The sequence below is a fragment of the Thermococcus aggregans genome (assembly GCF_024022995.1).
GTDB classification, from domain to species: domain Archaea; phylum Methanobacteriota_B; class Thermococci; order Thermococcales; family Thermococcaceae; genus Thermococcus_A; species Thermococcus_A aggregans.
The window spans coordinates 746,112-771,521 of record NZ_CP099582.1 but is presented as its reverse complement, the minus strand read 5'-3'; the positions used below and the strand labels follow the sequence as shown (position 1 = coordinate 771,521).

At 44.4% G+C, this 25,410-nt stretch carries 26 protein-coding genes and 1 rRNA gene; 18 read left to right on the top strand and 9 right to left on the bottom strand.

Translation table 11 applies throughout. From position 1 onward, the window contains the following. Positions 1 to 34: 34 nt before the first annotated feature. The 4 genes from NF865_RS04410 to minD all read right to left on the bottom strand — a co-directional run bounded on the left by NF865_RS04410 (position 35) and on the right by minD (position 4,396). Complete coding sequence (locus NF865_RS04410; RefSeq protein ID WP_253305372.1) at positions 35 to 1,207, bottom strand: cell wall-binding repeat-containing protein; 1,173 nt, start codon at positions 1,205 to 1,207, stop codon at positions 35 to 37. A gap of 144 nt (positions 1,208 to 1,351) precedes the next feature. After that, positions 1,352 to 2,794, bottom strand: coding sequence for an asparagine synthase (glutamine-hydrolyzing) (gene asnB / locus NF865_RS04405; protein WP_253305541.1), 1,443 nt, complete (start codon positions 2,792 to 2,794; stop codon positions 1,352 to 1,354). Positions 2,795 to 2,918: 124 nt separating this feature from the next. Beyond that, positions 2,919 to 3,662: an ATP/GTP-binding protein gene (locus tag NF865_RS04400; protein ID WP_253305371.1), complete on the bottom strand. Its 744-nt coding sequence runs from the start codon at positions 3,660 to 3,662 to the stop codon at positions 2,919 to 2,921. Next, positions 3,659 to 4,396 carry a cell division ATPase MinD gene (gene minD / locus NF865_RS04395; RefSeq protein ID WP_253305370.1) on the bottom strand — a complete coding sequence of 246 codons (738 nt, stop codon included), beginning with the start codon at positions 4,394 to 4,396 and terminating at the stop codon, positions 3,659 to 3,661. The genes NF865_RS04400 and minD overlap by 4 nt, the downstream gene beginning before the upstream one ends. Before the next feature lie 156 nt (positions 4,397 to 4,552). On the opposite strand from minD, the gene NF865_RS04390 reads away from it, so the two are divergent. The 3 genes from NF865_RS04390 (at position 4,553) to NF865_RS04380 (ending at position 10,123) form a co-directional block, all read left to right on the top strand. After that, a complete protein-coding gene (locus NF865_RS04390; protein ID WP_253305540.1) occupies positions 4,553 to 5,818 on the top strand; it encodes an RNA-guided endonuclease InsQ/TnpB family protein in 1,266 nt (421 codons plus the stop codon). 53 nt (positions 5,819 to 5,871) lie between these two features. Next, positions 5,872 to 9,462, top strand: a complete 3,591-nt coding sequence (locus tag NF865_RS04385) for an LAGLIDADG family homing endonuclease (RefSeq protein ID WP_253305369.1) — start codon at positions 5,872 to 5,874, stop codon at positions 9,460 to 9,462. A 103-nt stretch (positions 9,463 to 9,565) separates the two neighbouring features. After that, positions 9,566 to 10,123 (top strand): Maf-like protein, encoded by a 558-nt coding sequence (locus NF865_RS04380; protein WP_253305368.1) that lies wholly within the window; start codon positions 9,566 to 9,568, stop codon positions 10,121 to 10,123. Here NF865_RS04380 and NF865_RS04375 read toward each other — a convergent pair. After that, positions 10,118 to 10,765, bottom strand: coding sequence for a PHP domain-containing protein (locus tag NF865_RS04375; protein WP_253305539.1), 648 nt, complete (start codon positions 10,763 to 10,765; stop codon positions 10,118 to 10,120). The two genes, NF865_RS04380 and NF865_RS04375, sit on opposite strands and share 6 nt — an antisense overlap. A 142-nt stretch (positions 10,766 to 10,907) precedes the next feature. Between NF865_RS04375 and NF865_RS04370 the strand changes: the two genes are divergently transcribed. From NF865_RS04370 to mce, 3 genes are read left to right on the top strand one after another with little or no spacing between them, the layout of a single operon-like run. Then, positions 10,908 to 11,339 carry a cobalamin B12-binding domain-containing protein gene (locus NF865_RS04370; protein ID WP_253305367.1) on the top strand — a complete coding sequence of 144 codons (432 nt, stop codon included), beginning with the start codon at positions 10,908 to 10,910 and terminating at the stop codon, positions 11,337 to 11,339. Positions 11,340 to 11,382: 43 nt separating this feature from the next. Next, positions 11,383 to 12,342 (top strand): methylmalonyl Co-A mutase-associated GTPase MeaB, encoded by a 960-nt coding sequence (gene meaB, locus NF865_RS04365; RefSeq protein WP_253305538.1) that lies wholly within the window; start codon positions 11,383 to 11,385, stop codon positions 12,340 to 12,342. Further along, positions 12,339 to 12,740 carry a methylmalonyl-CoA epimerase gene (gene mce / locus NF865_RS04360; RefSeq protein ID WP_253305366.1) on the top strand — a complete coding sequence of 134 codons (402 nt, stop codon included), beginning with the start codon at positions 12,339 to 12,341 and terminating at the stop codon, positions 12,738 to 12,740. The genes meaB and mce overlap by 4 nt, the downstream gene beginning before the upstream one ends. A 115-nt stretch (positions 12,741 to 12,855) precedes the next feature. Here mce and rrf read toward each other — a convergent pair. Then, positions 12,856 to 12,977, bottom strand: a 5S ribosomal RNA gene (gene rrf / locus NF865_RS04355). 54 nt (positions 12,978 to 13,031) lie between these two features. Between rrf and NF865_RS04350 the strand changes: the two genes are divergently transcribed. Together NF865_RS04350 and NF865_RS04345 are read left to right on the top strand one after the other, a co-directional pair. Further along, a complete protein-coding gene (locus tag NF865_RS04350; RefSeq protein ID WP_253305365.1) occupies positions 13,032 to 14,534 on the top strand; it encodes a hypothetical protein in 1,503 nt (500 codons plus the stop codon). Positions 14,535 to 14,542: 8 nt separating this feature from the next. Continuing rightward, positions 14,543 to 14,926 carry a ribonuclease P protein component 4 gene (locus tag NF865_RS04345; RefSeq protein WP_253305364.1) on the top strand — a complete coding sequence of 128 codons (384 nt, stop codon included), beginning with the start codon at positions 14,543 to 14,545 and terminating at the stop codon, positions 14,924 to 14,926. A 23-nt stretch (positions 14,927 to 14,949) separates the two neighbouring features. Here NF865_RS04345 and serS read toward each other — a convergent pair whose 3' ends face one another. The 3 genes from serS to NF865_RS04330 are packed head-to-tail and all read right to left on the bottom strand — an operon-like array spanning position 14,950 to position 17,802. Beyond that, entirely contained in the window at positions 14,950 to 16,302 is a 1,353-nt protein-coding gene (gene serS, locus NF865_RS04340) for a serine--tRNA ligase (protein WP_253305363.1), read from the bottom strand. 51 nt (positions 16,303 to 16,353) lie between these two features. Beyond that, complete coding sequence (locus NF865_RS04335; protein ID WP_253305362.1) at positions 16,354 to 17,556, bottom strand: molybdenum cofactor synthesis domain-containing protein; 1,203 nt, start codon at positions 17,554 to 17,556, stop codon at positions 16,354 to 16,356. 60 nt (positions 17,557 to 17,616) lie between these two features. Next, the gene (locus tag NF865_RS04330; RefSeq protein ID WP_253305361.1) at positions 17,617 to 17,802 is read right to left on the bottom strand and encodes a hypothetical protein; all 186 of its coding nucleotides are present in this window, start codon (positions 17,800 to 17,802) and stop codon (positions 17,617 to 17,619) included. A 169-nt stretch (positions 17,803 to 17,971) separates the two neighbouring features. On the opposite strand from NF865_RS04330, the gene NF865_RS04325 reads away from it, so the two are divergent. The 10 genes from NF865_RS04325 (at position 17,972) to NF865_RS04280 (ending at position 25,410) form a co-directional block, all read left to right on the top strand. Next, positions 17,972 to 18,745, top strand: a complete 774-nt coding sequence (locus NF865_RS04325) for a RuvC family protein (protein WP_253305360.1) — start codon at positions 17,972 to 17,974, stop codon at positions 18,743 to 18,745. Next, positions 18,742 to 21,255 (top strand): CDC48 family AAA ATPase, encoded by a 2,514-nt coding sequence (locus tag NF865_RS04320; RefSeq protein WP_253305359.1) that lies wholly within the window; start codon positions 18,742 to 18,744, stop codon positions 21,253 to 21,255. The genes NF865_RS04325 and NF865_RS04320 overlap by 4 nt, the downstream gene beginning before the upstream one ends. An 81-nt stretch (positions 21,256 to 21,336) precedes the next feature. Then, positions 21,337 to 21,642, top strand: coding sequence for a PRC-barrel domain-containing protein (locus NF865_RS04315; protein ID WP_253305358.1), 306 nt, complete (start codon positions 21,337 to 21,339; stop codon positions 21,640 to 21,642). A 41-nt stretch (positions 21,643 to 21,683) separates the two neighbouring features. Next, a complete protein-coding gene (locus NF865_RS04310) occupies positions 21,684 to 22,064 on the top strand; it encodes a hypothetical protein (protein WP_253305357.1) in 381 nt (126 codons plus the stop codon). Between the two features lie 124 nt (positions 22,065 to 22,188). Beyond that, on the top strand, positions 22,189 to 22,572 hold the full coding sequence (locus NF865_RS04305) for a DUF2178 domain-containing protein (RefSeq protein WP_253305356.1): 384 nt from the start codon (positions 22,189 to 22,191) through the stop codon (positions 22,570 to 22,572). After that, positions 22,573 to 22,863 (top strand): DUF2178 domain-containing protein, encoded by a 291-nt coding sequence (locus tag NF865_RS04300; RefSeq protein WP_253305355.1) that lies wholly within the window; start codon positions 22,573 to 22,575, stop codon positions 22,861 to 22,863. It abuts the gene before it with no gap. Further along, the gene (locus tag NF865_RS04295) at positions 22,864 to 23,163 is read left to right on the top strand and encodes a DUF2178 domain-containing protein (protein ID WP_253305354.1); all 300 of its coding nucleotides are present in this window, start codon (positions 22,864 to 22,866) and stop codon (positions 23,161 to 23,163) included. It abuts the gene before it with no gap. A 2-nt stretch (positions 23,164 to 23,165) separates the two neighbouring features. Continuing rightward, positions 23,166 to 23,360, top strand: coding sequence for a helix-turn-helix transcriptional regulator (locus NF865_RS04290; protein ID WP_253305353.1), 195 nt, complete (start codon positions 23,166 to 23,168; stop codon positions 23,358 to 23,360). Positions 23,361 to 23,389: 29 nt separating this feature from the next. Further along, positions 23,390 to 24,139, top strand: a complete 750-nt coding sequence (locus tag NF865_RS04285) for an ABC transporter ATP-binding protein (RefSeq protein ID WP_253305352.1) — start codon at positions 23,390 to 23,392, stop codon at positions 24,137 to 24,139. Further along, complete coding sequence (locus NF865_RS04280) at positions 24,136 to 25,410, top strand: ABC transporter permease (RefSeq protein ID WP_253305351.1); 1,275 nt, start codon at positions 24,136 to 24,138, stop codon at positions 25,408 to 25,410. Before NF865_RS04285 ends, NF865_RS04280 begins: the two co-directional genes overlap by 4 nt.

Here is a 25,410-nt window from a genome sequence, read left to right as displayed (position 1 = left end):
AAAAAATACAGAAGAGAAGTAAAAAGCCTTTCTATTACTTGCCTTTACCTTTTCCACGTGGTGGATTTACGGGCAAGTACTTCTCCCTTATCTTGCCTCTTTCTTGGATAAAGACTTCTCTTAACAAGTTTTTGGCATCCTCAATGAGCTCTCTGGCTGTCTCGTAGTCTCCTCCCTGTATTGCAGCTTTTGCAGCATCTATCTTTTCCTTTATTGCACTAACATCTATGCCTGCCTTTTCGAGAACTCTTACTTTAATTTCAAGCCTGTGTATTTCTCTTTCAAGCTTCATCTCTACCCTTGCGTGGATAACCTTTTGCCACTCCTTACTGGCCAGTTTAATTACTACCTCTGCGTGGGCTTTTGCTGCTATTGCCTGTCCATAAGCTTTTCCATAGTTTCCTTCGTTGTAGCTCTCGTTTGCGATTTGTATCTTCTCTTCGGCGAGCTCAATTAGCTTTTTGGCAGCTGGAACTGGGAGATCATCTAACATCTCTTTGGCTGTTTCAGTTCTGTTGATCGCTACTTGTATTGCTTCCCATGCCATCTCGGGTGTTATCGTCACGTTTTCTTCGGTTATGTTTCCGTCTCTGACCCTTTCTCTAATGCGCTCCCTTATCCTGTTGAGTGTTTCATTGTCTATCAAGTAACTCTTGAGTATTACAACTTTCTTGGTTTTGAGCAAGGTACCGAGTATTTCGGTTGTGTTTGTTAGGTTGTTGTCCACGTAGAGAATGAACTTCTTCCCTTCTATGCCCTTTGCCATTTTGATTGCCCCCAAATCCCTTCCGTGGGCAATGACTACCTTAACATTCTCAAAGAGTTCTGGGTGTTCTTCAATGGCTTTCTTAAGTACTTCTAAGTTCGTTCCATACCTGTCTTTACCGTACCACCTAACGTATGAAATTCCCATCTCGTTTAGATCTGTCTCATAATCCTTTGGCACTGCGTCGGGACCGCCTATGATTATAACTTTGTCTGGGGCATAGGACATTATTTCTGCTGTTACGTTTGGATCGTATACTCCCCATGTTGTTACCACTATGCTTGCGTTCAGCAAGGTGGCAAGTTCCTCTGCAAGTGCTGAGTCTGCCTCGTTGTCGCTTACGAGGATTACTATTGAAAGGCTCTGTGCCTGTGATAGTGGTATGATACTACCTAAAAGCAAAGCGCTAAACAGCCATACTAATACTTTTTTCTCCATCATGGCGTATCACCTCATTTTATTATAGTGAAGAACTCCTATTTAATCTTTTTTCACGAAATCGTTTTGCTGTGTCTTTGTTTGTTTATTAAAATCCTCTGAGAAATCATTCTGACTGTGGGAAAGTTAAAAAAGGTTTAAAACCGTTTATGTATGTTCAAAAACCTCGTAAAAGAGCTTTTCGGCAAATTGGGACAGTCTTAATCCTTCTTTTTTTGCAATCTTTTCGAGAAGCTTTTGTGCATTAGTGCCATACTGGCAGGCTTTCTTCTCCCTGTATGCGACCTCTTTGGGAAGACCCAGTTCGAGTGCGATCTCTCTTAGGATAACCTTTCTTGTCCCATTCTTTATTTTATACTCCAAGGGCGTTCTAAGCCCACTCCTAACAACGTTGAGGTCTAAAAATGGAAACCTTCCTTCAACGCTATTCAGCATGGCAATTTTGTCGTCTCTGGCAAGATTCTTTTCTCCAATTTCTAATATATCTTTCTCCATTAAAGAAGGATTCTCGAGGTATTTTGCGTATCCTCCAAAAAGTTCATCGGCTCCTTGACCCGTTAAAAGCACTTTGGTATTGTCCTCTCTGGCAAGTTTTGTTGCGAAGTATATTGGAATCCCTATTGCGAGGTTCATGGGGTTAGGTTCTTCTATAGCGAACATAACCTTTTCGAGGGAGTTCTTCACGTCGTCCAGGCTAAACACGTACTCCCTAAATTTCAAACCAAGCTTGTCACTGACTTTTCTTGCCCATTCTAAGTCTTGACTCCCTTCCGCTCCCGCCGTATAGAGAGTGACATCTGAGTATTTTGAAGCAAGAAGGGCTATTAAAGAGCTGTCCAAACCGCCAGAGAACAAAACTCCCACATTTTTTGCACTTCTAATTCTCACGGCGTATTCCAGACTTTTCTTTATGCTCAGCTTCGCTTGCTCATAGGAAAAGTATCTTCCCCTAAGTTCTAAGATATTAAAGAGCTGGGCTCTTTCAATGCCTTTTCTGGATATTTTAACGAGCTCTCCGGGGTTTACTGGAGTAGGTCTTTCACCTATGCTCCAGAGAACTTTCTTTTCCGAAGCAAAGAATCCATTTTGGGAGTAGTAAAGCGGTCTAACTCCAATAGGATCTCTGAAAAGATAAATGTTCTCTTTATCGGAAAATGCCACTGCGTAGTCTCCGTTTAAGGTTCTCATAAGATACTTCACACTTTTGGCTATAGAATTGTCGCTTTCAACTTGAAACTCCAAAAGGCGCAAAATTACTTCCGTATCAACGTCGCTCTCGAATTCCACTCCTTTTCTCTCTAAAAACTCCCTTATTTGTCTGTGGTTATATATCTCCCCATTGTGAACCAAAACAAAGTTATTAAAAAACGGCTGAGTAAAGCTTTTTGAACCTGTCATAGCTAAGCGGCACTGGAGAAGACCTATACTGCCATCTGGAATCTCGTTAATTTGGGAAAAGTCCTCGCTCTTCAATACTCCTTCATCGGTCCACACACCAAATGAGTCCCCACCCCTATGCTTTCCGGAGTTTATCATTGTTATGAGTTTGGGTTTTAGATGATTTCCGATTCCCCCAGCAATAAGGCACACTTCTCTCACCGAAATCTCTTAGTTTCTCCTAAATTAAAAACCTTCCCAGTTTCTTCCTAAAAAAGGATTCATTTTGGAGGACCTTTCTTGAATAAAGGTTCTGTTTTTCAGTTTTCCGTTGAACTTATGTTAAATCTCCACAGGTGCAATAGTGCTCATAAGCCAAAGTTTCAAGTTCATCAAACCCTTTTCTTTTCTTTGCGGATAAATAAAGCACCCTTACTGGAGGTGAGATCTCCGGCAAAAACTTACATAACTTGTATGCCAAAAGCCCCTGCATGGAAGTGTCGAGTTTTAAGCGGCCTGTGAGGTATTCAACATCCTCAAGATATCTTTTTGTCTCTTCCAAGTCCTTAAGGAGGTCTATCTTGTTTAGGGCTGGCACAGTCGTCGCACCAAGTCGGAGGTCTATTAAAAGTGCAAAGAGCCTTACGAAGCAGTAATCATGGGGCCTTCTAAGTATTGTTGGGTCAAATAAGTATACAACAAGTGGGTTTGGAAGGTTTTCCATTAGCTTAACTCCAAAATCGTGGAAAAGAAACGTTTCCATCTGCCCGGGAGTGTCTACAAGGACGTAGTCGTTTTCTTTCTCCAGCATCAGTATCTTTTCGATGTAATCTTCAAGGTAATTCATGAGGAAGTCATAACTTTCCACAATGGCTCCATTGGGCCCATACCCCTTTTTCATAAGCTCTTCTACGGTTATATGTTCTCTAACATCTACCGTGGGGATGTAAGGAAGACTCTTAACTCCAGTATCCAGATTTACGTATGCAACTTTCTTTTCGTTTTCCTCCAAAAATTTGCCAAATTCTCCCGTTAGGGTTGTTTTTCCGCTTCCAGCAGTCCCAACAAATACTACTATCATTCCATCCACCATTGTCTCTCTGTTTCCATTCTCACAAGCTTCTCTGCAAGCTCAAAAAATGCTTTTGTGGCCTTTGACTCTGGATTGTATGCCACTACTGGTATTCCCTCCAATGTTGCCTCTCTAACTTCTGGATCTTCTGGGATAACTGCCAAAAGAGGAAACTCCATGACCTCTTCCGCGGCTTCCGGCGGTATGTCGTTTTTATTTTTACCATACCTATTGAGTACAAAGCCTAGGATTTCTCGTCCAGCTTTTTTTAAGACCAATCCTACTTTCATGGTGTCGCTTATGCTTGCTATCTCCGGATTGGTTACTAGGATAATTTCCTCTCCGCTTAACATGGCGCTCATAGCATCTATTTGCAATCCAGCTGGACAATCTATTAGCACATAGTCAAAATCATTTTTTAACTTTGGGATTACCTCCGGGAGCTCTCTGGGGTCTGCTTTAGCAACGTGTTCCCAATCTACTGCAGCTGGAACCACATATACGAGTTCATATTTTGTCGGGTGTACAGCTTCCCTTATGTCTCCCCCTTCAATCAGCACGTCGTGGATAGTTTTTCCCGCATCATCTAACCCGAAATGCAGGCTTAGGTTTGCCATAGTTAGATCTGCATCAACTGCACATACTTTTTTTCCTAACTTTCCTAGAGCAATTGCTAGATTTGCTGTAGTGGTTGTTTTTCCGGTACCCCCTTTTCCAGATGCTATTGAGATCATTCTTCCCATATCGGTTCCCTACTACAATTCTCCTAAACCTTTATGAACTTTTACCAAAACCTTATATTTTTCTTCCGAACCTCGCCCTTTAGGGTGGGATGCAAACACTCTAAAGGCAGGCACCGAAAGGGTTAAATACCTCTATTACACACATAATAATGAGTGATGTCAATGTACCTCACCCAAAAGAACCATCTCCGAGTAGACAAGAAGACATACAAACTACTTCGAATACTCTCTCATCTCTCCAAAGACCTCTACAACCTCACCCTATATGTGACAAGACGACACTACGAGCTTAATGGAACTTTTCTACCATATGCCGAAGCCTATCACTTGGTTAAAGACAGTGAACCCTACAAACTCTTGCCAAGTCAAGTGGCACAGCAAACCATGAAAATTGTCGAAAGAAACTACCGCTCCTTCTTCAGACTGTTAAAAGAAAGGAAAAAAGGCAACTACAACAGGCCAATTCACCCGCCAAAGTTTTTACCAAAAGACGGTCACTTTGTTCTAATCTTCCCCTACCAGTCCTTCAAGGTAAAAGAGGACAAAATTGTTCTAACTCTTGGCCGAAACTTTGCCAAGAAGTACGGTGTAATGTACCTTGAAATCCCACTACCAAAGAACGTTAAAGGACACAAGATAAAGGAAGTCCGCATTTTGCCAAGACATAATGCCCTTTGGTTCGAGGTTGAGTACGTTTACGAAGTCCAGCCGGAAAAGAAGGATTTAGACTACTCAAAGTACTTGGCCATTGATTTGGGAGTTGATAATTTTGCCACTTGCGTCGACACCACCGGGACGGCCTTCATCGTTGAAGGCCGGTGGTTGAAGAGCTTCAACCGGTGGTGGAATAAAGAAAAGGCCAGACTCCAGAATCAATACGCTAGGCAAGGAGTAAAGTTTGGCAAAAAGATGGCTTGGCTTTTGAGGAAGAGGAAGAATGTAATGAATAATTTTATGAACCAAGCCGTCAACTACATAATAAAATACTGCTTGAAGAATAAAATCGGGAATATAGTAATTGGAGAGTTGGAGGAAGCAAAGCAAAGGGCTTCCTTGGGGAAAGTGAATAATCAGAACTTCCAGTATATCCCATACGGCCTCTTCAAGCAAAAGCTGAAGGCAAAGTGTGAGCGTTACGGGATTAACTTCATCGAAGTTGATGAAAAATACACGAGCAAGGCAGATGCTTTGGCTTTAGAACCGCTGGTGAAGAAGGAGAAGTATTGGGGTAAAAGAATCAAGAGGGGTCTCTATCAGTCTTCGACTGGAGTTTTGATTAATGCTGACGTGAATGGGGCTTTAAATATTTTGAGGAAGGTAGCCGGCGATTCTCCCGTTAGGGAGATAGCCGGTAGTGGCCGTGTGACCCGGCCAGTGAGAGTGAGGGTAGTCCCTGTGAACTCTCACGAAGCCCCGCCCTGAAGGGCAGGGCAGGTCACAAGTGGAGAGACTAAGCAAGGTGAGAGGTGGGAATAGTGAAGGTATTTGTTGCGGACACAAGCGTTATAGTTGATGGAAGGCTCACCCAGTATCTTAATAGGATTAACGAAAAGGTCAAGGTAATCATTCCTGAGGCAGTCGTTGCTGAGATTGAGCACCAGGCAAATGAAGGCAAGGCTATAGGGCACACTGGACTTGAAGAGTTAAAGAAACTCAGAAAGCTCGCAGATGAGGACAAGATTCTTTTAGAGTTCTATGGTGAGAGACCAGAGCTGTGGCAGATCAGAAGGGCAAAAGCTGGAGAAATTGACCACATGATAAGAGAAGTTGCCAGAGAGCTTAACGCAATTCTCATAACCGGAGATCAGGTGCAAAGAGACATTGCCATAGCAAAGGGCATAGAGGTAATCTATTTAGAGAGCAGGAAAGAAGTCAAACACAGACTCGAAGACTTTTTTGATGAGCATACAATGAGCGTTCACCTAAAGGCAGGTGTGAAGCCTCTAGCAAAGAAAGGAAAGCCTGGCCAGTGGAAACTCGTTCCCATAAGGGATAAGGAGCTTACCGATGAGGAGCTTGAAGAGATTGCAGACGACATAGTTGAGAGGGCTAGGAGAGACCCAGAATCTTTTATAGAACTCGATGAACCCGGGGCTACAGTAGTTCAGTTAAGGAACTATCGTATAGTTATAGCAAAACCCCCGTTTGCCGATAGAATAGAAATTACAGCGGTCAGGCCAATAACCAAATTGAGCATAGAGGATTACGACCTGAGCGAGAAGCTCCTTGAGAGGCTCATGGACAAGGCCGAGGGAATACTCATAGCTGGAGCGCCGGGTGAAGGGAAGTGCCTGCCTCCAGAAACCCCAGTACTCCTTGCCGATGGGACTTTTGCCCCCGTTTCCTCACTGCGGTCTGGAATGAGTGTGGTGACGCTCTCCCACAACAAGACTGAAGTCCAGAAAATTGAAAGGGTGTACCGGAGAGTTGAAACAAAGCTCCTCAAACTGAAAACCGCAACCGGAAGAGAGATAACCTTGAGTCCAAACCATCCGGTCTTGACGATAAGAAACGGTTTTGTTGTTTGGGAAGATGCGGGCAACCTTGAGATAGGCTCTCCCATAGCGGTTCCGAAAAAAATAGCGGTGAAGTCGGACCTTCCAAATGAGATTTGGGTTGGAGAGTTAGTCAGCGAAGGCTTCTTTGCGCGGCTAAAGGACGGAAGCGTTGTTCCCGTAAATGAAGCGTCGCCCAATGAGACGGTTAGCGTGTTCTACAGGGGGCGGAATTACAGGAGCTCACGTGAGATACCGCCCGTTATCAAGCTCAATGAAGAGTTCTTTGAATTCCTAGGCTTCATGTGGGCAGAGGGGTCAGGAAGCGTCTTTGAGTTCAACAATTTTGATGGGAAACTAATCAAACATTTCAAGCAATTGGTTAAGTCCGTGTTCAGCGTGCCGGAGGAGGACTTCTACTTTGTCTCACCGGGCAGATTGCGCGTTAGGAACTCGAAGACGATAGAGAAACTCCTCAGGGCCATGGGATACCCTGAGAAAGAAAAAGCAAGGACGATAAAAGTCCCCCAGCTCGTCCTCAAGGCAGATGAGAGGAGAATAGCCGCCTTCCTCAGAGGAGTGTTTGAGGGCGACGGATACATCGGGAAGGAACTTGAAATAGCAACCGCGAGCAGGGACTTTGCCCAGGGAATTCACTACCTGCTCCTCCGTATAGGAATTCCATCCATAGTTTCAAAGAAAAAGGTCAAAAGCCGCTATTACTATAGGGTGCTTGTCAAAAATTCGGACGACATCAGAAGGTTTTATGAACTCATTAGACCAAGATTTAAGGTCGAAGGGTTTGAGAGGCACCTGGATACACAGGCAAACCCCAACGTGGGCACTATCCCAGCGGGTGAGACCGTGAAGGCACTCGGCCTGTTGCTCCGTAAACCCTTCAAAGACCCGCTTAAGACTTCATACTCAGCAGACAGACTGAGGAGAGTCTACCAAGAATACCTCACACTTTATAGGGATTATCTTGGGATTGAAGGAGAAGTTAGGAAGCTTATGCAGTACGCGAAGGAGCTGGGCCGCTGGAAAGAAATCGTTGAACTCGTGGATTCTCAAGTCTCAAACGGATTCTACAGAAGAAACGGAATCGATGAACAGGGGCCAAAGCTGTGGTTGAAGGGCGAAAGGAGTCCCATGCCCTCGACTATAGCCAAGCTGATAAGCGCATTTCACAGAGAGAGCGGTCTGCTTGAACGGGAAGCAAAAATATGGAAGTCTCTCGGCGATGATGTTAGGGGATTGCTAACCGTTATATTCGAGAAGATAGGGCGCTCCACATACGGAACAATGTCCCAAGCAATGCTCAGCCTTTTCCTGTCTGGGGCAGAGGTTCAGGTTCCAACGCTGAGAAAACTTATCGAGAAAGCGGTCGAGGAATACTACACTAGGGCTGAGTTCATTGAAGAGTACCTTGCTCATCTGCGCCTCATGCTCGACGAAAACATATTCTGGGATAGAGTCAAGGAGATCGAAGTCATTGAAGGCGAATTTGAGGTCTACGACATAACAGTACCCAACCACAACTTCATAGCGGGTAGTACGCCGGTATTGGTTCACAACTCGACCTTCGCCCAGGCCTTAGCGGAGTGGTACGCGAGCATGGGCAAGATAGTTAAAACCATGGAGAAGCCAAGAGACCTCCAGGTTAGTGAAGAGATAACTCAGTATACAGCACTTGGAGGAAGAATGGAGAAAACTGGAGACGTTTTGCTATTAGTTAGGCCAGATTATACGATATTCGACGAGATGAGGAAGACAAGTGACTTTAAGATCTACGCAGACCTAAGGCTGGCTGGAGTGGGAATGGTTGGTGTCGTGCACGCTACAAAGCCCATAGACGCTATCCAGAGATTCATCGGAAGAGTAGAGCTTGGAATGATTCCCCAGATAGTTGATACAGTAATCTTCATAAAATCCGGAAATGTCGCCAAAGTTCTGACTTTAGAGTACAAGGTTAAGGTTCCCAGCGGAATGACAGAAGAGGATTTAGCGAGGCCAGTTATAGAAGTTAGGGACTTCATGACGGGCGAGCTTGAATACGAGATTTACACCTACGGTGAAGAAATAAGCGTTGTTCCTGTAAAGAAAGAAGAGAAGCCACCAGCACTAAAACTCGCAGAGAAGAAGCTCAAACAAGAAATCAAAAAGTTTCTCCCTGACGTTTATACGGAGGTTGAGCTTGCAAGTCCACACAAGGCAATAATATACGCCGATGAATTCGACATTCCTGCAATCATAGGTAAAAAAGGCAAGAGGATCAGCGAAATAGAGAAAAAGCTTGGAATAAGCATTGATGTAAGGAGCTTTGACGAGAAGCTTGCAGAAATGCCTAAGGAAAAGATTCCTGTGGAAGCTGAAGAAAAGAAGAAGCAGATAGTTCTTAGAGTTTCACCAGACTTCGCAAAGAAACCTCTCAAATTCTTTGCAGGCGACCAGTACATTTTCACAGCCACTCCATCGAGGAAGGGGCTTGTAAAGGTTAACAAAAACACTCCAATAGGCAAAGAGCTTAAAAGAGTGTTGGATGCGGGAATTGAAATTTGGGCTTCCCTTTGATCTTTTTTCTGGCTCAGTTGCGAGGGTACTCGTCACCCATCAGCTAGCGAAATTGTCTTCATCGCCCAAAATTTTTATATTTTGATTCCTTAAGTGTCTTTTGATGAGGCTGATCCTAGCATCCCAAAGCCCCAGAAGAAGGGAAATACTGTCCAAGTTCTTTAAGAATTTTGATGTTATCCCAAGCAAGGTTAGTGAAGAATCTATCGCAAAAACACCGGAGGAGCATGCCGTTGAAGTAGCCAGAAAAAAGGCTTGTGATGTCTACTCAAGGTATGGTGGAACTGTTGTAGGGGCAGACACAATAGTTGTTCTCAAAGACAAAATCCTTGGAAAGCCAAGAAATAAGGAAGAGGCCAGAAAAATGCTTAGGGAGTTAAGTGGAAAAGTTCACAAAGTCATAACGGGTTACTGCATAATTCACGAAGGAAAAGAAATTACGGGATATGTTGTTACCGAGGTCAAGTTCCGCGAGCTTAGTAAAGAGGAGATAGAGTGGTATATTTCCACAGGTGAGCCTCTCGACAAAGCAGGTGCCTATGGAATTCAGGGGAAAGGTGGCGTTCTGGTGGAATGGATAAAGGGTGATTATTACAATGTTGTTGGCTTTCCAATGAAAATAATCCTTGAACTTAAAAATCTAGGATTCAAACTCTCATAGGAGCTCTGAGAAAAGTAAATCTTCTTTTCTACCGCCGGCTTTTTTAAAAGCCTTTAAGCTCCAGCTTATGCTTCCAACGTCTCTTGGCTGGTGGGCATCGCTTGCAAAGGTGAGCTTCACTCCCCGCTTTATGCACAGCTTTATGAAATCCAACTCCGGCACCCTGTAGCGGGAGCTTATCTCAAAGGCTTTTCCGTACTCCGCTGCAAGGTCGACGATTTCCTTGTATTCCTCCATCGAAGGGTAACCGATATAGGGGAAAACGTTTCCAAAGTGGCCTATTATGTCCACGTTTTCATCTTGAATTGCGAGTTTTATGAGTTCAAGGTACTCATCATGTCTTCCAGGCTCAAGGTAAAGGTGCACAGAGGCTATTACATAATCGAGCTTTTTTCTAAAGTCATAACTTATATCAACTCCCTCCGGGAGGATATTGGCTTCAACTCCAGCTAGCACGATTGTCTCGCTTTCCTTTTTAGCCTGTCCTATGAGGGATAGGTACGAGTTGAGCAAATGAGGCGTGAAGAAATGTACATGGTCGCTGATTCCAACAATCTTTAATCCCTTTCTCTCGGCCTCTGCTATGTTGTCCCTTATATTCCCAATTCCATCAGAAAACACTGTGTGAGTATGGAGATCCATCATTTTAGCTCCCGTATTTTCCTTTGCTTAAGAATTTAAAAGTCTTGCACTATTATGGATAAAATATCCAATGTAAACCCTGACCTTTAGGTTTGACAACCTTTAAATACTATTTCACTCTAATGAAACTCGGTGGTGAAGGATGGATCGCTCAAAAGTTAGGGTTCTAATAGCCAAGCCAGGATTGGATGGGCACGATAGGGGAGCAAAGGTTATAGCGAGGGCGCTGAGGGATGCGGGTTTTGAGGTCATCTACACTGGGATAAGACAAACGCCTGAACAGATCGTAGAAAGCGTCATTCAGGAGGACATAGACGTTCTCGGGTTAAGCATCCTTTCTGGAGCTCACATGGTTCTTATACCAAAGATTCTCAAGCTTTTGGAAGAGAAGGGCATAAAACCAAATGAGGATATACTTGTACTTGCAGGAGGTATAATACCCCCTGATGATGCCCAAGAACTTGAAAAAATGGGCGTCGCTAGAGTCTTTGGTCCTGGAAGTCCAATTGAGGAGATTATTAAGTTTATCGATGAGAACGTTCCAAAACTGAAGAAGTTCAGGGGAGAAAGCTAAGGTTTATATTTTCTTTTTTGGATAATTAATCCAAGTGATAGAAATGATAGACGAGTTAATTGAGAGGATGCTTAAAGGAGATAAGAGGGCAACCGCAAGGCTGATAACGTTAGTAGAGAACGACGAAGAAAAAGCGAGAGAGATAGTCAAAAAAATCTACCCTTATACCGGAGATGCTTATATCGTCGGAATAACAGGTCCACCGGGTTCTGGGAAATCAACTCTGGTTGATAAACTAATAAAAAAAGCCAGAGATGAAGGAAAAATAGTGGGAGTTATAGCCGTAGACCCTACTTCCCCCTTTACAGGAGGGGCTCTTCTTGGAGATAGGATAAGGATGCAAAGACATTCCACAGATCAGGGCGTTTTCATAAGGAGCATGGCAACGAGGGGATCCCTTGGGGGGTTAGCAAAGGCAACCAACGATGCGATAAAAATACTCGATGCCTATGGATGTGATGTCATCTTTGTGGAAACCGTAGGTGTGGGACAGATTGAAGTGGACATTGTAAAAACTGCCGATACAGTGGTTCTAGTCACTGTTCCTGGCTTGGGTGATGATATCCAGGCCATAAAAGCCGGTTTAATGGAAATAGCAGACATCTTTGTAGTCAACAAAGCTGACAAGGAAGGTGCAGAGGCTACAATGTTTGAGCTTGAGCTAATGCTTGACCTTGAGAAGGAGAAATGGGAGAAAAAGGGCTGGAGGCCGCCGGTGATTTCTACAGTGGCTTTTACCAATAAGGGAATTGACCAGCTTTGGGAAGCTATCAATAAACACAAAGCTTTCTTGATGGAAAGTGGGGAGATCGAAAAGAAGAGGAAATTCAGGGTAGAGGAAGAGATTAAGGCTATTGTCTCAAGTACAATTGCAAGAAAAATTGGAGAAATGATGGAAGATAACGAAATAGCTCGGCTTATAGATAAGATTGTAAATAGGGAGCTTGATCCATACTCTGCCGCTGATCTTGTTTTGGAGAAAGCTTTGGGGGTGAAAGTATGATAAAGAAAGTCGACCACATTGGGATTGCCGTTAAGAACCTTGAAGAAGCCATAAAAATTTGGGAAAACCTTGGGTTGAAGGTTGAAGAAATTGAGGAAGTTCCTGACCAGAAAGTTAGGACTGCAATATTCCATGCAGGTGAAACAAGAATTGAGCTCTTGGAGGCAACTGCAGAGGATTCTCCAATAGCGAAGTTCATCGAAAAGAGGGGAGAGGGAATACACCACATAGCCCTTGGAGTTGAGAATATTGAGGAGCACTTGGAGAAGCTCAAGGAAAAGGGATTCAGGCTTATCGATGAAAAGCCCAGAATAGGAGCAGGTGGGGCTAAAATAGCTTTTGTACATCCTAAGAGCGTTGGCGGAGTTCTCCTTGAGCTTTGCGAAAGAGAAGAATGACTCCTTTTTGTTTTTCTAGATTTTTTGATTTTCTAGAAAGCTAACAAGGCAAAATCGCCCAATCTTGTTTGTTCTTGGAAGTTTTTGCAGAAAAGTTTGTTAAAATTTGTTGAGTGGCCGGCGGCGTCCCCGGTTTCCCGCCCCCTCTCGGAGGGCAGTACACCCGGGATCGCTGGCGGGCTTAACTTCCGGGGTCGAAACGAGTCCGGGTGTGGCCCCGCCGCTATGACCGCCGTACCGATACTAACTCTCAGCATAGGGTTTATAAAGTTTACGGTTGTATTTCCTTCGATGATCTACACATTGCTTAGAAGTGTTGAGAGATTAGCAATAAGCCCATCAAAAAGGGCTAGAGACTTTCAAAGGGTTATTCAATCATATAAAAATGGAGAGCCTATTGAGGTAGAGGGATTCTTAATCTTGAGACAGCCTCCCAATGTGCCGAAAGATGGTGCCTATTACCTTCTCTCCCCGTTATCTCCAAGTGAGCTCCCAAAGAGCGATATTAGGCCTTATGTTGTAATAAAGATTACTGAAAAGAGCAAAATAAATGCAGAGCTTAAGAGCGGGGAGTATGTTAAACTTAGCGGCATTGTGGATGCTTATCCATTTGGAAACATGCGTCTTATACACGTTATCTCTCTGGAGAAAGCCAGCGTTGAGGATTACTGGCTTCGTTACAAGGAACTTGCCCTTACAAAGGAAGAGCTGGAGCATCTCATAGATTCAACTATAACAGCTAATTACGAGCTAAAAAAGGCTATCCTTTATTCTCTCTTTGCTTCACCCTCTATAGTAGGGAGTAAAAAGGTTTGGGGCGATGGAGTGACTTTTTCTGCACTCAAAAACGACCCCAAAATTATAAAATCTCTCTGGGAAGCTTCGAGGTATTTAATCAGCCTATTTCCAGAGGAGCTGATTTTAAAAAAGAGAATATCAAAGTCCTTCGTAGATGAAGACCTCGACCTTGACTTCTCTTTCTTACTTGGGGGAGGGAGGTACTACTCGCCCCCGAGCAAAAGTCTCCTTAGAAAAGAAATTCCAGTTGCGGAGTGGGCTAGAGAGTATTTTGAAAAAAAGCAGGCAGTCTTTTTGACTCCAAAGATGTATAAGCGAATTTCTCCAGAGGATCCCTTAGCTTATACCTCCGAAGCCCCCTTTATTGTAAATGAGCACGTAGGATGGGAGAGGAACCGGGAGCTTGAGCAGCTTGTTCCTAACCTCTTGGCTACCATATTCGTAGAAAAAGAAAAAATTCCCTCTCTCAGCCCTTCTGATAAGACTGTTGAAAAGTTTAGAGAGAGATTTGAGAGATGGGTTTTTAGAAATGCCAGGGAGTACGGGGAGAAGTTCGATGCTTTGCGGCTTAAAGGAATGATATTTGAAACTAACACAAGATACCTCTTAAGCCTACGCCTCTTGGGGTCGATAGCAAGATTTGAAGGGGAAATAAACAACAGGATCATAAGCGACGTTATAAACATGAACCAAGAGATAGTGGACATGTGGATAAACGAAATCTCCGAAAGAGACATGCTGAAGGTGCTGGAGGTTTACGAAAAATATATTGAACGGGACTTCAGAAACAGGCGCTTAGTAATGGCTTTGAGGGTTTTCATGGACTTGGAGGCTGTTTCTACGGATGGATCCGTTAGTAGGGAGGAGTTTTACACCGCTCTGGTTGAGTATGGATTTAAGCCGTCATATGCAGAAGAAGTTATAGAACGCCTTATTGCCGATGGCTACCTCTATGAGCCGTTTATAGGCAAGCTGAAGATGATAAAGCCGGAGTAGGTGAGAAGATGGCAAAAAAGTTCATAAAACGCAAGGAGCAGAGGGAAAAGAAAAAGATCGCCCTTGAGAGAATAAATATTCTTTTTAGCTTGGCTGAGAGGGTCTTTCCTTATGATAAAGAGCTGGCAAATCGATATGTTGAGATAGCCTTAGCAGTCCAACAAAAGGCCAAAGTTAGAATGCCGAGGAAATGGAAAAGGAGATACTGCAAGAAATGCCATTCTTTCCTTGTCCCCGGTGTTAATGCAAGAGTCAGGCTAAGACAGAAGAGAATGCCCCATGTTGTCATACAATGCTTGGAATGCGGGCACATAATGAGGTATCCGTATTTGAGGGAAAAGAAGGAGCGGAGGAAAAAGAAAGAAGCAGAAACATCGGAAAGGAAAGATTAAGTGAGAGTAAGCGACTATTTGCATCACTTCTTCTTTTCCACCGGCACTATCTCCTTAAATCCTGTATACGGCCAGAGGACTTTTGGTATCTTAACCGTTCCGTCCTCCTCTTGGAAGTTTTCAATTATCGCAACTATTGCTCTTGATGTCGCTATTGCTGTGGAGTTAAGGGTGTGAACAAAGCGCGGCTTTTCATTTGGCTTGTCCCTAAATCTAATGTTTAGCCTTCTTGCCTGCCAGTCTGTACAGTTTGAACAGCTCACTACTTCCCTAAACTTCCCTTGCGCACTCATCCACGTCTCTATGTCGTACTTCTTTGCCGCAACGTAGCCCAAATCACCGGTACATATGTTGACAACTCTGTATGGGATTTCAAGAGCTTGGAAGATTTCCTCTGCATTTTGGAGGAGCTTTTCATGCCATTCCCAGCTTTCTTCTGGCCTTGAATACACGAACTGCTCAACTTTATGGAACTGGTGCACTCTAAATATTCCTTTGGTGTCTTTTCCAGCAGTTCCCGCTTCTTTTCTGAAACACGGGCTAACTCCAGCGTAGAGAAGGGGCAAGTCTTTTCCGTCAAGGATTTCATTTGCATGGAAACCTGCAAGCGGGTGCTCTGATGTGGGTATTAGGTAAAGGTCTTCTCCTTCAACTTTGTAGATAACGTCCTCGAAGTCCTCAAAGCTTGTGACTCCCTCTTCAACATACCTTCTAACCATGTAGGGTGGTATTACTGGAGTAAACCCTTTTTCAATGAGCTTGTCGAGAGCAAACCTTATCAATGCCAGGTCGAGAATTACGAGTTCGTTTAAGAGGTAGAAGAACCTTGAACCGCTAACCTTTGCGGCTCTTTCAAAGTCAGCTCCTCCAAGTTTGGGTAAGAGGTCAGCGTGAAGCTGGGGCTTCCATTCGATTACTTCGTATTCCATTTTTCCTTGGCTCTGCTCTAAAAAGCTCTCTAAGTGGCCTTTCCATACCCTTGCTTTACCCCAGAATTTTATTGGGACGTTTTCTGTGTCGTCTTTTCCTATGGGAACGCTTTCGTGGGTTATATTGGGCAAACGCCAGAGGTAATAGTCAATTTTTTCTTTGATTTCTTTGTTTTCCCTCTCGATTTCTTCAATCTGCTTTGCTATCTCATTGCTCTTTGCTAAAAGTTCATCTACAGGCTCTCCTGCCTTTTTCCTTTTGCCTATCTCTATAGCAAGCTTGTTCCTTTCTCTCCTGAGGGCGTTAATTTTCTTTAGGTTTTCTCTCCACTTCTTATCGAGTTCAAGAATTTCGTCTACCCACTTGAGCTTCTCTAACTCCCCACGCTTTATTAGGTCGCCCTTTACCAAGTCCGGATTTTCGCGGATGAGCTTTATATCAAGCATTCCCTTTCACCTACCATAATAACGGATGAGTTATTTAAAAGTTATTTGGAGTTAAAAGCGGAACAAAATAACGTCAATTTCCTCCCCTTCCTCGAGTATCTCAACGTTCTCTGGAATCTCAACGAAGCCGTCCGCCTCGATAAAGCTTGTAACTGCCCCGCTTCCTTTTAAAATTGGTTTAGCGATTTCTCCTTCCAGTTTAACCGGCAAAAACTGCCTCCTTCCCTTCACGGAGAACACTTTGTGAGCCAATCTCTTTTTGGTTCTCTCAGCTTTGAATTCCCCTCCTAGGAGCTTTCTAATTAAGGGAGCAACAAGAAGGGTAAAGTTCGTTAGGCACGACGTAGGATACCCCGGAAGTCCAAAAATGGGCTTTCCTTGGATAACTCCAATGATAGTCGGCTTACCGGGCTGTATTGCTATTCCATGCACCTTTATCTCGCCAAGCTCCTCTATTATCGAAGCCGTCAAATCCCTCGTTCCCCCACTCGCTCCGCCGGATAAGATTACTATGTCGTATTTGAGCCCTTCAACTATTTTCTCTTTCAAGCTTTCTTCGTTATCTCGGGCTATTCCGAGGAAGTAAGCCTCGCCTCCAAGTTCTTTAACGGCGTCGCTTATAGCTCGTCCGTTGATATCGTAAATCTTTCCACGTCTAAGCTCTTCTCCCGGCAAAATAACTTCATTTCCCGTGCTGATTACCGCCACCTTGGGCTTTGCAAAGACCTTTACCTTACTTATTCCAACAGCAGATAGGAGCGCGGTTTCCTTAAAGCCTAATTTCGTTCCTCTCTTTAGAATGAGCTTTCCCTTGGGGATATCTGCTCCAGCTTTCATTACACCCGCTTGAGGGTAAGTGGGCTTAGAGATTATTACCTCGTCCCCTTTCCTCTCCACAATCTCAAACTCTATCACAGCGTCTGCGCCTTTTGGCAAGACTGCTCCAGTTGATATGTATGCCGCTTCTCCTTCTTTGAGTTCAATTTGGGGCTCTTCTCCGGCATGAATTTCCCCAATTACTTTTAGAACTACTGGGTTGCTCTCGCTCGCGTTCCATGTATCTTGACTTCTTACGGCATATCCATCCACCGTGGCTCTATCAAAAGGGGGTACATCTGCAGGAGACCTTATGTCCTCTGCGAGAACTCTCCCCAGAGCATCTTCCAAGGCAACATCTTCAATTTTCGGCTCGAGCGGTAAAGAGTTAATGACGTTTAGTGCTTCTTCAAGAGGAACCACTTTCAAAAATGCCATTTCACCACCCAAATAAAGAAGGAGAAAAGGATTAATAAAATTGTTGGGAGGTTGTGAGAATCACCATTCTTCTTCCTCTTCGTCCCAGTCTTCATCCCACTCTTCTTCAAAATCTTCCTCCCAATCCTCCTCTTCCCACTCCTCTTCATTCCATTCCTCATCCCAATCTTCTTCCCATTCCTCCTCTTCAAAGAGCTCCTCTTCCTCCTCATAATCTTCAATCTTTTTCTTCTTGGGAGGCTGCACCTATATCACCCCCGCCCCTTCTAGGGGCAGTTTTATCTCCGCATTTGGAGTTTATAAACTTTATCATAAAATTTCCTGGCTCTTATCGCTTAGTTCTTAAATTTGGGCTGTTTTATTCTTCTTTTTGTTTTCCCTAATGTTTTTAATATTCTCCCTTGATTTATCAATCATGAGAGTTGCAGTTGTTACTGAGAACGCAAGGGTTTACTATATCGCAACAAAGGTCCTGCGCGAGTACAAGATCCCTTTTTACAGCCTTAGGCTTACCGATAAAATCCCTTTTGATGTTGAAGTTGTTCTAACGAGTGTAGAGGAGTATGATAAAATTAACTTCCCAGTAAAGATAGCGGTTGTAAATGAAAACTTTATAGATGAATTACTGGCGAGGCTTGAGGGGAGAAAAAGGTTTAAGAACGTATACATTGCCATAGACCCCGGGGAGAGGCCTGGTGTGGCCGTTGTTGCGGACAATAGAGTAATTGAGGTCTATCACCTCAAAAGCCCTAAGGACGTTGATACAATATTGGAGCTTTTGGAGAAGTATCCAAAGGCAAAGATTAAGATAGGGCACGGGGCAAAGAGACACAGGGTGTTAATGCTTAAAACTCTCGCCTCAGTACTTGGTGAGGAGTTCCCTATTATCCTCGTGAATGAAAGAGGCACAACCCCAAAGGTTGGCGGGATAGAGGTTTCCCAAATACAAGACATAGTTGCCTCGATAAATATAGCTTTAAGAGATGGGAGAGAGGTCAAGCTGAAAGACCTTATCCATGCCGGCGAGCCTACAAAGGGTGAGATCGAATACATAAAAACTCGCAGCCGAGAGCTTAGCAATGGTAAAATAACAATTTCATCAAAGCTCGCGAGGGAGGTTGCTAAGGGTAATTTAACTCTAGAAGAGGCAATTGAGCTTCATAGAAAGAAAAAGGGTGGTAAAAAATGATTTTTGGAAAAGAGGAGACTAAAAAGGAAATAAAGTTGAGGGTTGCTGAGGCATTAAAGCGAGACGTTGGTAGGGGAATAGTTAGGTTTGATAGAAAATATCAAAGGCAGCTCGGTGTTCAGCCAGGAGATATAGTGGAGCTTGAAGGAGAGCGTAAGACCGCAGCAATAGTTGAAAATGCTCATCCCGATGACAGGGGACTTGACATAATAAGGATGGACGGTTACATCAGGAGAAACGCTGGAGTTAGCATAGGTGATTACGTCACTGTAAGAAAAGCAGAGGCTCAAGAGGCCAAAAGGGTCGTTTTAGCACCTGCACAAAGAGGGGTTTATCTCCAAATTCCAGGGGAGCTTGTGAAAAGGAATCTCCTTGGGAGGCCGGTTGTTAAAGGAGACCTAATAGTGGCAAGCGGCAGAGAAACGGAGTTTTATACTGGGTCTCCATTCGATGAGCTGTTTAGAGGGCTCTTTGAAAGCCTTCCCTTAGGATTTGGCGAGCTTAAGTTCATTGTTGTGAACACAATCCCAAAGGGAATCGTTCAGATAACCTACAACACCGAAATAGAAGTTCTTCCACAGGCAGTAGAAGTGAGAGAGGAGAAAGTACCCGAGGTTACCTACGAGGACATCGGTGGTCTCAAGGATGCCGTTCAAAAGATTCGCGAAATGGTGGAGCTCCCATTAAAGCATCCGGAGCTCTTTGAGCGCCTTGGTATTGAGCCGCCAAAGGGTGTTCTGCTTTATGGACCACCGGGAACTGGTAAGACACTCCTCGCTAAAGCAGTTGCTAACGAGGCAAATGCCCATTTCATAGCTATCAACGGGCCGGAGATAATGAGCAAGTACTATGGTGAAAGCGAAGAGAGGTTAAGGGAGATCTTTAAGGAGGCGGAGGAAAACGCCCCAAGCATAATCTTCATTGACGAGATCGATGCAATAGCTCCAAAGAGGGAAGAAGTTACGGGAGAAGTTGAAAAGAGAGTAGTTTCCCAGCTTTTAACACTTATGGATGGACTGAAGGGCAGAGGGAAGGTTATAGTTATCGCCGCTACAAACAGGCCTGATGCCCTTGATCCAGCTTTGAGAAGGCCTGGCAGATTCGATAGAGAAATTGAGGTCGGCGTTCCAGACAAGCAGGGAAGGAAGGAAATACTCCAAATTCACACAAGAGGAATGCCAATCGAGCCAGATTACGACAAGAAGAGCGTTTTGAGGGTATTAAAGGAGCTGAAGAGGAAATCCTCCTTTGACAGAGAAAAGCTTGATGAGATTATCAAAAAAGTCGAGAAGGCAAAGGATGAAAACGAAATCAAGGCTATTCTGAAAGAGGACGGAGAAGTGTACAAAGAAGTAAAGCACCGTTTGATTGACCTCCTCCTCGAGGAGATCGCGGAGAAGACTCACGGATTCGTTGGGGCTGATTTGGCAGCACTGGCAAGAGAAGCCGCTATGGTGGTGTTAAGGAGGCTTATAACTGAAGGTAAAATAAACCCCGAAGAAGATAGAATTCCACCTGAAGTGCTTCAAGAGCTTAAGGTCACAAAAGATGACTTTTACGAGGCTTTGAAGATGATTGAGCCTTCGGCTCTTAGGGAAGTCCTCTTGGAGGTTCCGAATGTTAGGTGGGAGGACATTGGAGGTCTTGAGGAAGTCAAGCAAGAACTAAGAGAAGCCGTAGAATGGCCTCTCAAATATCCAAAAGCTTTCCAGAGGCTTGGCATTACTCCACCTAAGGGGATTCTCCTCTATGGACCTCCTGGAACAGGTAAGACTTTGCTTGCTAAAGCAGTTGCCAACGAGAGTGAGGCTAACTTCATAGGCATTCGCGGACCGGAAGTCCTTAGCAAGTGGGTCGGAGAAAGCGAGAAGAGGATTAGAGAGATTTTCAGAAAGGCAAGGCAAGCTGCTCCCACGGTTATCTTCATTGACGAAATAGACGCAATAGCCCCTGCAAGGGGGGTTCACGAGGGAGCCCACTACATGGAGACTTTGCTAAATCAGCTTTTGACTGAGATGGATGGTATTGAGGAGAACAGCGGTGTGGTAGTTATTGCTGCCACGAACAGGCCTGATATACTCGACCCGGCGTTGCTTAGGCCTGGCAGGTTCGACAGGCTTATCTTGGTTCCAGCGCCGGATGAAAAGGCAAGGCTTGAGATTTTCAAAGTCCACACAAGGAGAGTTCCGTTGGCAGATGATGTTGACTTAGAGGAACTTGCAAAGAAAACCGAGGGCTACAGCGGTGCTGATATCGAAGCCGTAGTAAGAGAAGCCGCTTTAATTGCCCTTAGGGGGGCAGTTTCTAAGACTCCCAGGGAGCTCGTGGAGGAGCAGGCTGAAGAATTCCTTGAGAAACTTCGCGTTTCAAGGAAAGATTTCGAAGAAGCACTGAAAAAAGTTAAGCCAAGCATAACTAGATACATGATTGACTACTACAAGCAATTTGAGGAGAGTAGAAAAGGTGCCGCAAGAGGGGAGCGTAAGGAAGTTGATTACTTCACTCTCTGACCCTAATTATTTTTAAGCTTAGAAAAGATTTTATAGAAAAAGGACGATTTCCTATGTAGGTAAAAATTGGAGGGGATTATGATGGTGAAAATTAAGGCATCAAAGCTTAGGGATATGGAGCTTATAACAGACACGGGAATAAGACTCGGATGGCTTTATGATTTGAGTTTTGACGAGGAAACCGGAGAAATTTTGGTGATTGTTGCTGAGCCGGATGAAGACCTAGACACGAGTGAGTTCGTTACCGATCATGAGGGTCTTCTCCTTATACCAATGAAGGCAGTTAAGAGCATCGGAGAATTTATTGTCATCGACCACAACAAGCTTGCCGTAAAGTCCAAGCTAAGAAGGCTTTCAACAATAAAGGAGAAACTCCAAGGGCCTTGATCTCCGCTTCCTCTAATTTTGGATAATCCCCTGGTGGTTATATGGAAGTTAAGCGCTGGCCCGTCTGGTTTATTGCCTTTAGCTTAATGATTTCGTTCGCATTGCTCACAGTTTATTTTGTGAAGTCTAAAAACCCTACATGGGCAGTAATCTCTGTGATGTTAGCTTTCGTTTCTATATATCTAGGAATGAAACTTGCAGGGATTGAGAAAAGCGAAGAAGAGAAAATTAAGGAAATGAAAGTTTTAACTTTGACTGTTGAGATCTCTTTTCCAATAATAGTAGCATTTTCCGTGTGGAAATTAGCGAGCAGTTATGGAACAGAAGAGTTTGAACTCCTCAGTAGATACTTTTCTGTGGCAGTACAGCTCTTCATATATTCGTATCTGATTTCGATGCTTTATCATTGGCTTAGAAAATAGAGAGTGAGTTCTTTGAAGTGCCTGAATCTTAGAATACCTTTGGGGATGTTGGGAGATTAATGCAAAAAGTTTATAAGGATGTAAAGTAAACTTTACGTAAAGGAAACTTTACATGGTGAGAGTGATGAAGGAGAAGAAGGTGTTATTACCCGCGCTCCTCGCGGTTGTAGCTCTCGGCTGGGTTGTGGGATGGGCCACGAGCTCAGAAAAAAGCGAGTTCGCCTTGGTTGCCTTCGCCTTAACCGCGATTTTCGTTAACCTCTACTTCTCTTACCTTGAGAAGAAGGGCTTTATTCTCGAAGACGAGAGAACCCTGAGGATAAACGAAATTGCTTCCAGAAGAACCCTTCAGATAACGAGCCTGGGCCTCGCCGTTGCTCTGCTTTTGCTGTCGGGAAAAACCTCGGACCCGAAGATGGAGGGCGCTTTCATAACGGTTGGCCTCGTGCTGGCAGTTATGTTGACGCTCCACCTCCTCTTCAGACACTACTATTCGAGGGTGATGTGAATGGGGAGCGAATGGCTATTCGTCTTCATAGCGGCCGCCACGGTAATCTACTGGCTCGCCTTCTACCGCTTCATGAAAGAGACAGGGCAGATGAAGGACGAGCGCGGGAGGAAAATAAACCAGATTGCCTCGGAGAAGACCCTCATAATCGTCCAGATGCTCCTCCTTGTGGGAATTCTCGCGGTTGATGCCTTTCAGTGGCTCGACCCCGCCAAGGTGCTCGCCCTCATCTACGTCGTTGCTATATTCGGACACGCCCTGATAAGGTACCACTACGCGAGGGTGATGTGAATGAACGAGCTAATTATTGTTTTCATAGTCGCCCTCGTTGGTGGTGGGGTTCTGGGGTACTTCATGACCCGGCTGTTTGTCAAAGAGATAGGAGCCCCTCCCGACGAGCGGGGCCTCGAAATAGCCAAGCTTGCAGCTATGAGGACACTGGAGCTGGTTCTGGCGGTGGACGTTGCTGCGCTCTATTACTCATGGCTCGTTATGAAGGATGAAGCCTGCAGAAATTTAGCGATCTTGATACTCGCCACGATATTCTTCGGCAGCCTTGCATTTAGGGCCTACTACGCGAGGAGGATGTAGCGATGAAAAACCGCCTGCGCGAGCTGAGGGAGGCGAAAGGCTTAACCCAAGAAGAGCTTGCGAGGGCCCTCGGCGTCACGAGGCAGACCATCATAGCAATCGAGAAGGGGAAGTACGACCCATCGCTGAGGTTGGCATTCAAAATAGCGAAGTTTTTTAAGGTTAAGATTGAAGACGTATTCATATACGAGGAGTAATAAAATTTCGAACCACCGGGGGTGGAAAATTGCCGGCTGTAAAAGTTGAAAATCTTGAAAAGGATTACGGCAAAGTCAAAGCCCTTAAGGGGGTAAGCTTTGAGATAAAGAAAGGCGAGATATTTGGACTTATAGGGCCAAATGGTGCGGGAAAGAGCACAACTCTTAAGATTCTGGCAACCCTATTGACGCCAACAGGAGGAAGAGCGGAAGTTTTTGGATACGATGTCGTTAAAGACGGGGAGGAAGTTAGAAAACTCATAAGCTATCTCCCAGAGGAGGCTGGTGCCTACAAGAACCTCAAGGGGATTGAGTATCTCCAATTTATGGCTAAGCTTTATGCCAAAACGGGAAAGAGCTATGAAAAGATGCTTGAGCTTGGCGTTAAGCTGAGCGGACTTGGAGATAGACTAAACGACAAGATATCCACCTATTCTAAAGGTATGACGAGAAAGCTCTTGCTTGCTAGGGCTTTGATGGTCGAGCCCAAGCTGGCTATTTTAGATGAGCCTGCAAGCGGACTGGACATAATTAATGCCTACACCATAAGACAAACAATAAAGCAGTTCGCAAGGGAGAAAGGGATAACGTTTCTGGTTTCGAGCCACAACATGCTCGAGGTTGAGTTTCTCTGCGATAGGGTGGCACTGATTAATAAAGGAGTAATTGTGGAGATTGGGACTCCAAAGGAGCTTAAGGAGAAATACAACGCTGAGAACCTCGAAGAGGTCTTTATGTCCATAGTCGGAAGAGAACAGAAAGTGGAGGTGTTTGAATGAGTGACTTCTGGGTACTTGTAATGAAGGAACTTAAGGACCTCTTAAGGGATAAAGGATTGATATTTGGAATAATCGTCGTTCCTCTCCTCATTTATCCAGCATTGGGTCAAATGATGCAAGTGGGATTTGAGCAAGCTCAAGGGGAAACCAAGGTTGTACTTGTAAACCTCGACGAGGGTCAATACGGAGAACTGCTTATTAAAGCTCTTGAGACCGCTCCCAATGTAACTCTCACCAAGATAGAAGCTCTAAGCGTTGATGAAGCAATTGAGAAAGCTCAGGAGAAGAATTACAATATGATTGTAATAATTCCCAAGAACTTTTCAAAGGCCATAGAAAACAACCAGAAAGCCCGAGTTGAAGTGTACGGCATAATCAAGGGCATAAGTGGAGGTATGAGAGAGGCGGTAAGTGAGGGAAGAATAAACGCCGTCTTAACGGTCATTAATGAGTACATTGCAAAGTTAAAAATACAACAGAATATTGAAGGCGATCCAGAGGCAATTTTAAGGCCGATAGATGCGAAAAGCTTCACCGTAATTAAAGGACGCATTATTGAAGTTCCGCCTTCATTGGTTGCCAACATCATAGCGTCTCAATCCTTTTCCATGCCAATCGTAATATTCATAATGATAATACTGGTTGCCCAAATGTCGGCGGGAAGCATGGCAATGGAGAAGGAGAACAAGACCCTTGAAACCCTTCTCACATTGCCTGTGAAAAGAATAACGATTGTTGCTGGAAAAATGGTTGGAACTGCAGTAATAGGCATAATAGCGGCAATAGCGTACATGATCGGCATGAGGAACTATCTTGGTAGCATTATGTCATCATCGGGCGAGATTGGGATTTCACTCGAAGATCTAGGCCTAACGGTTACTCCTCAAGGGGCAGCGCTTTTTGTCCTCATAATGTTCTTGGCGATGATATTCGCCCTAAGTTTCGCAATGCTCCTAGCAGTCTTTGCAGAAGATACAAAGAGTGCAAACACCGTAGTGAGCGCGGGAATAATGCCTCTGGCATTTCCCACGTTTATACTCATGTTTGTAGACATAGAGACACTACCCGCGGTGATCAAGTACATTTTGCTCGCAATACCCTTCAGCCATCCGATCCTGGCTTCTAGAGCAATGCTCATGGAACAATATTCCACAATGTATGCCAGCGCGCTTTATTTGGGAGTAATATCGGTACTGACGCTTTTTGTAACAGCAAAGTTCTTCACAACAGAAAAAGTACTCACAGCAAAGCTGAGGTTTAAACGAAGATAG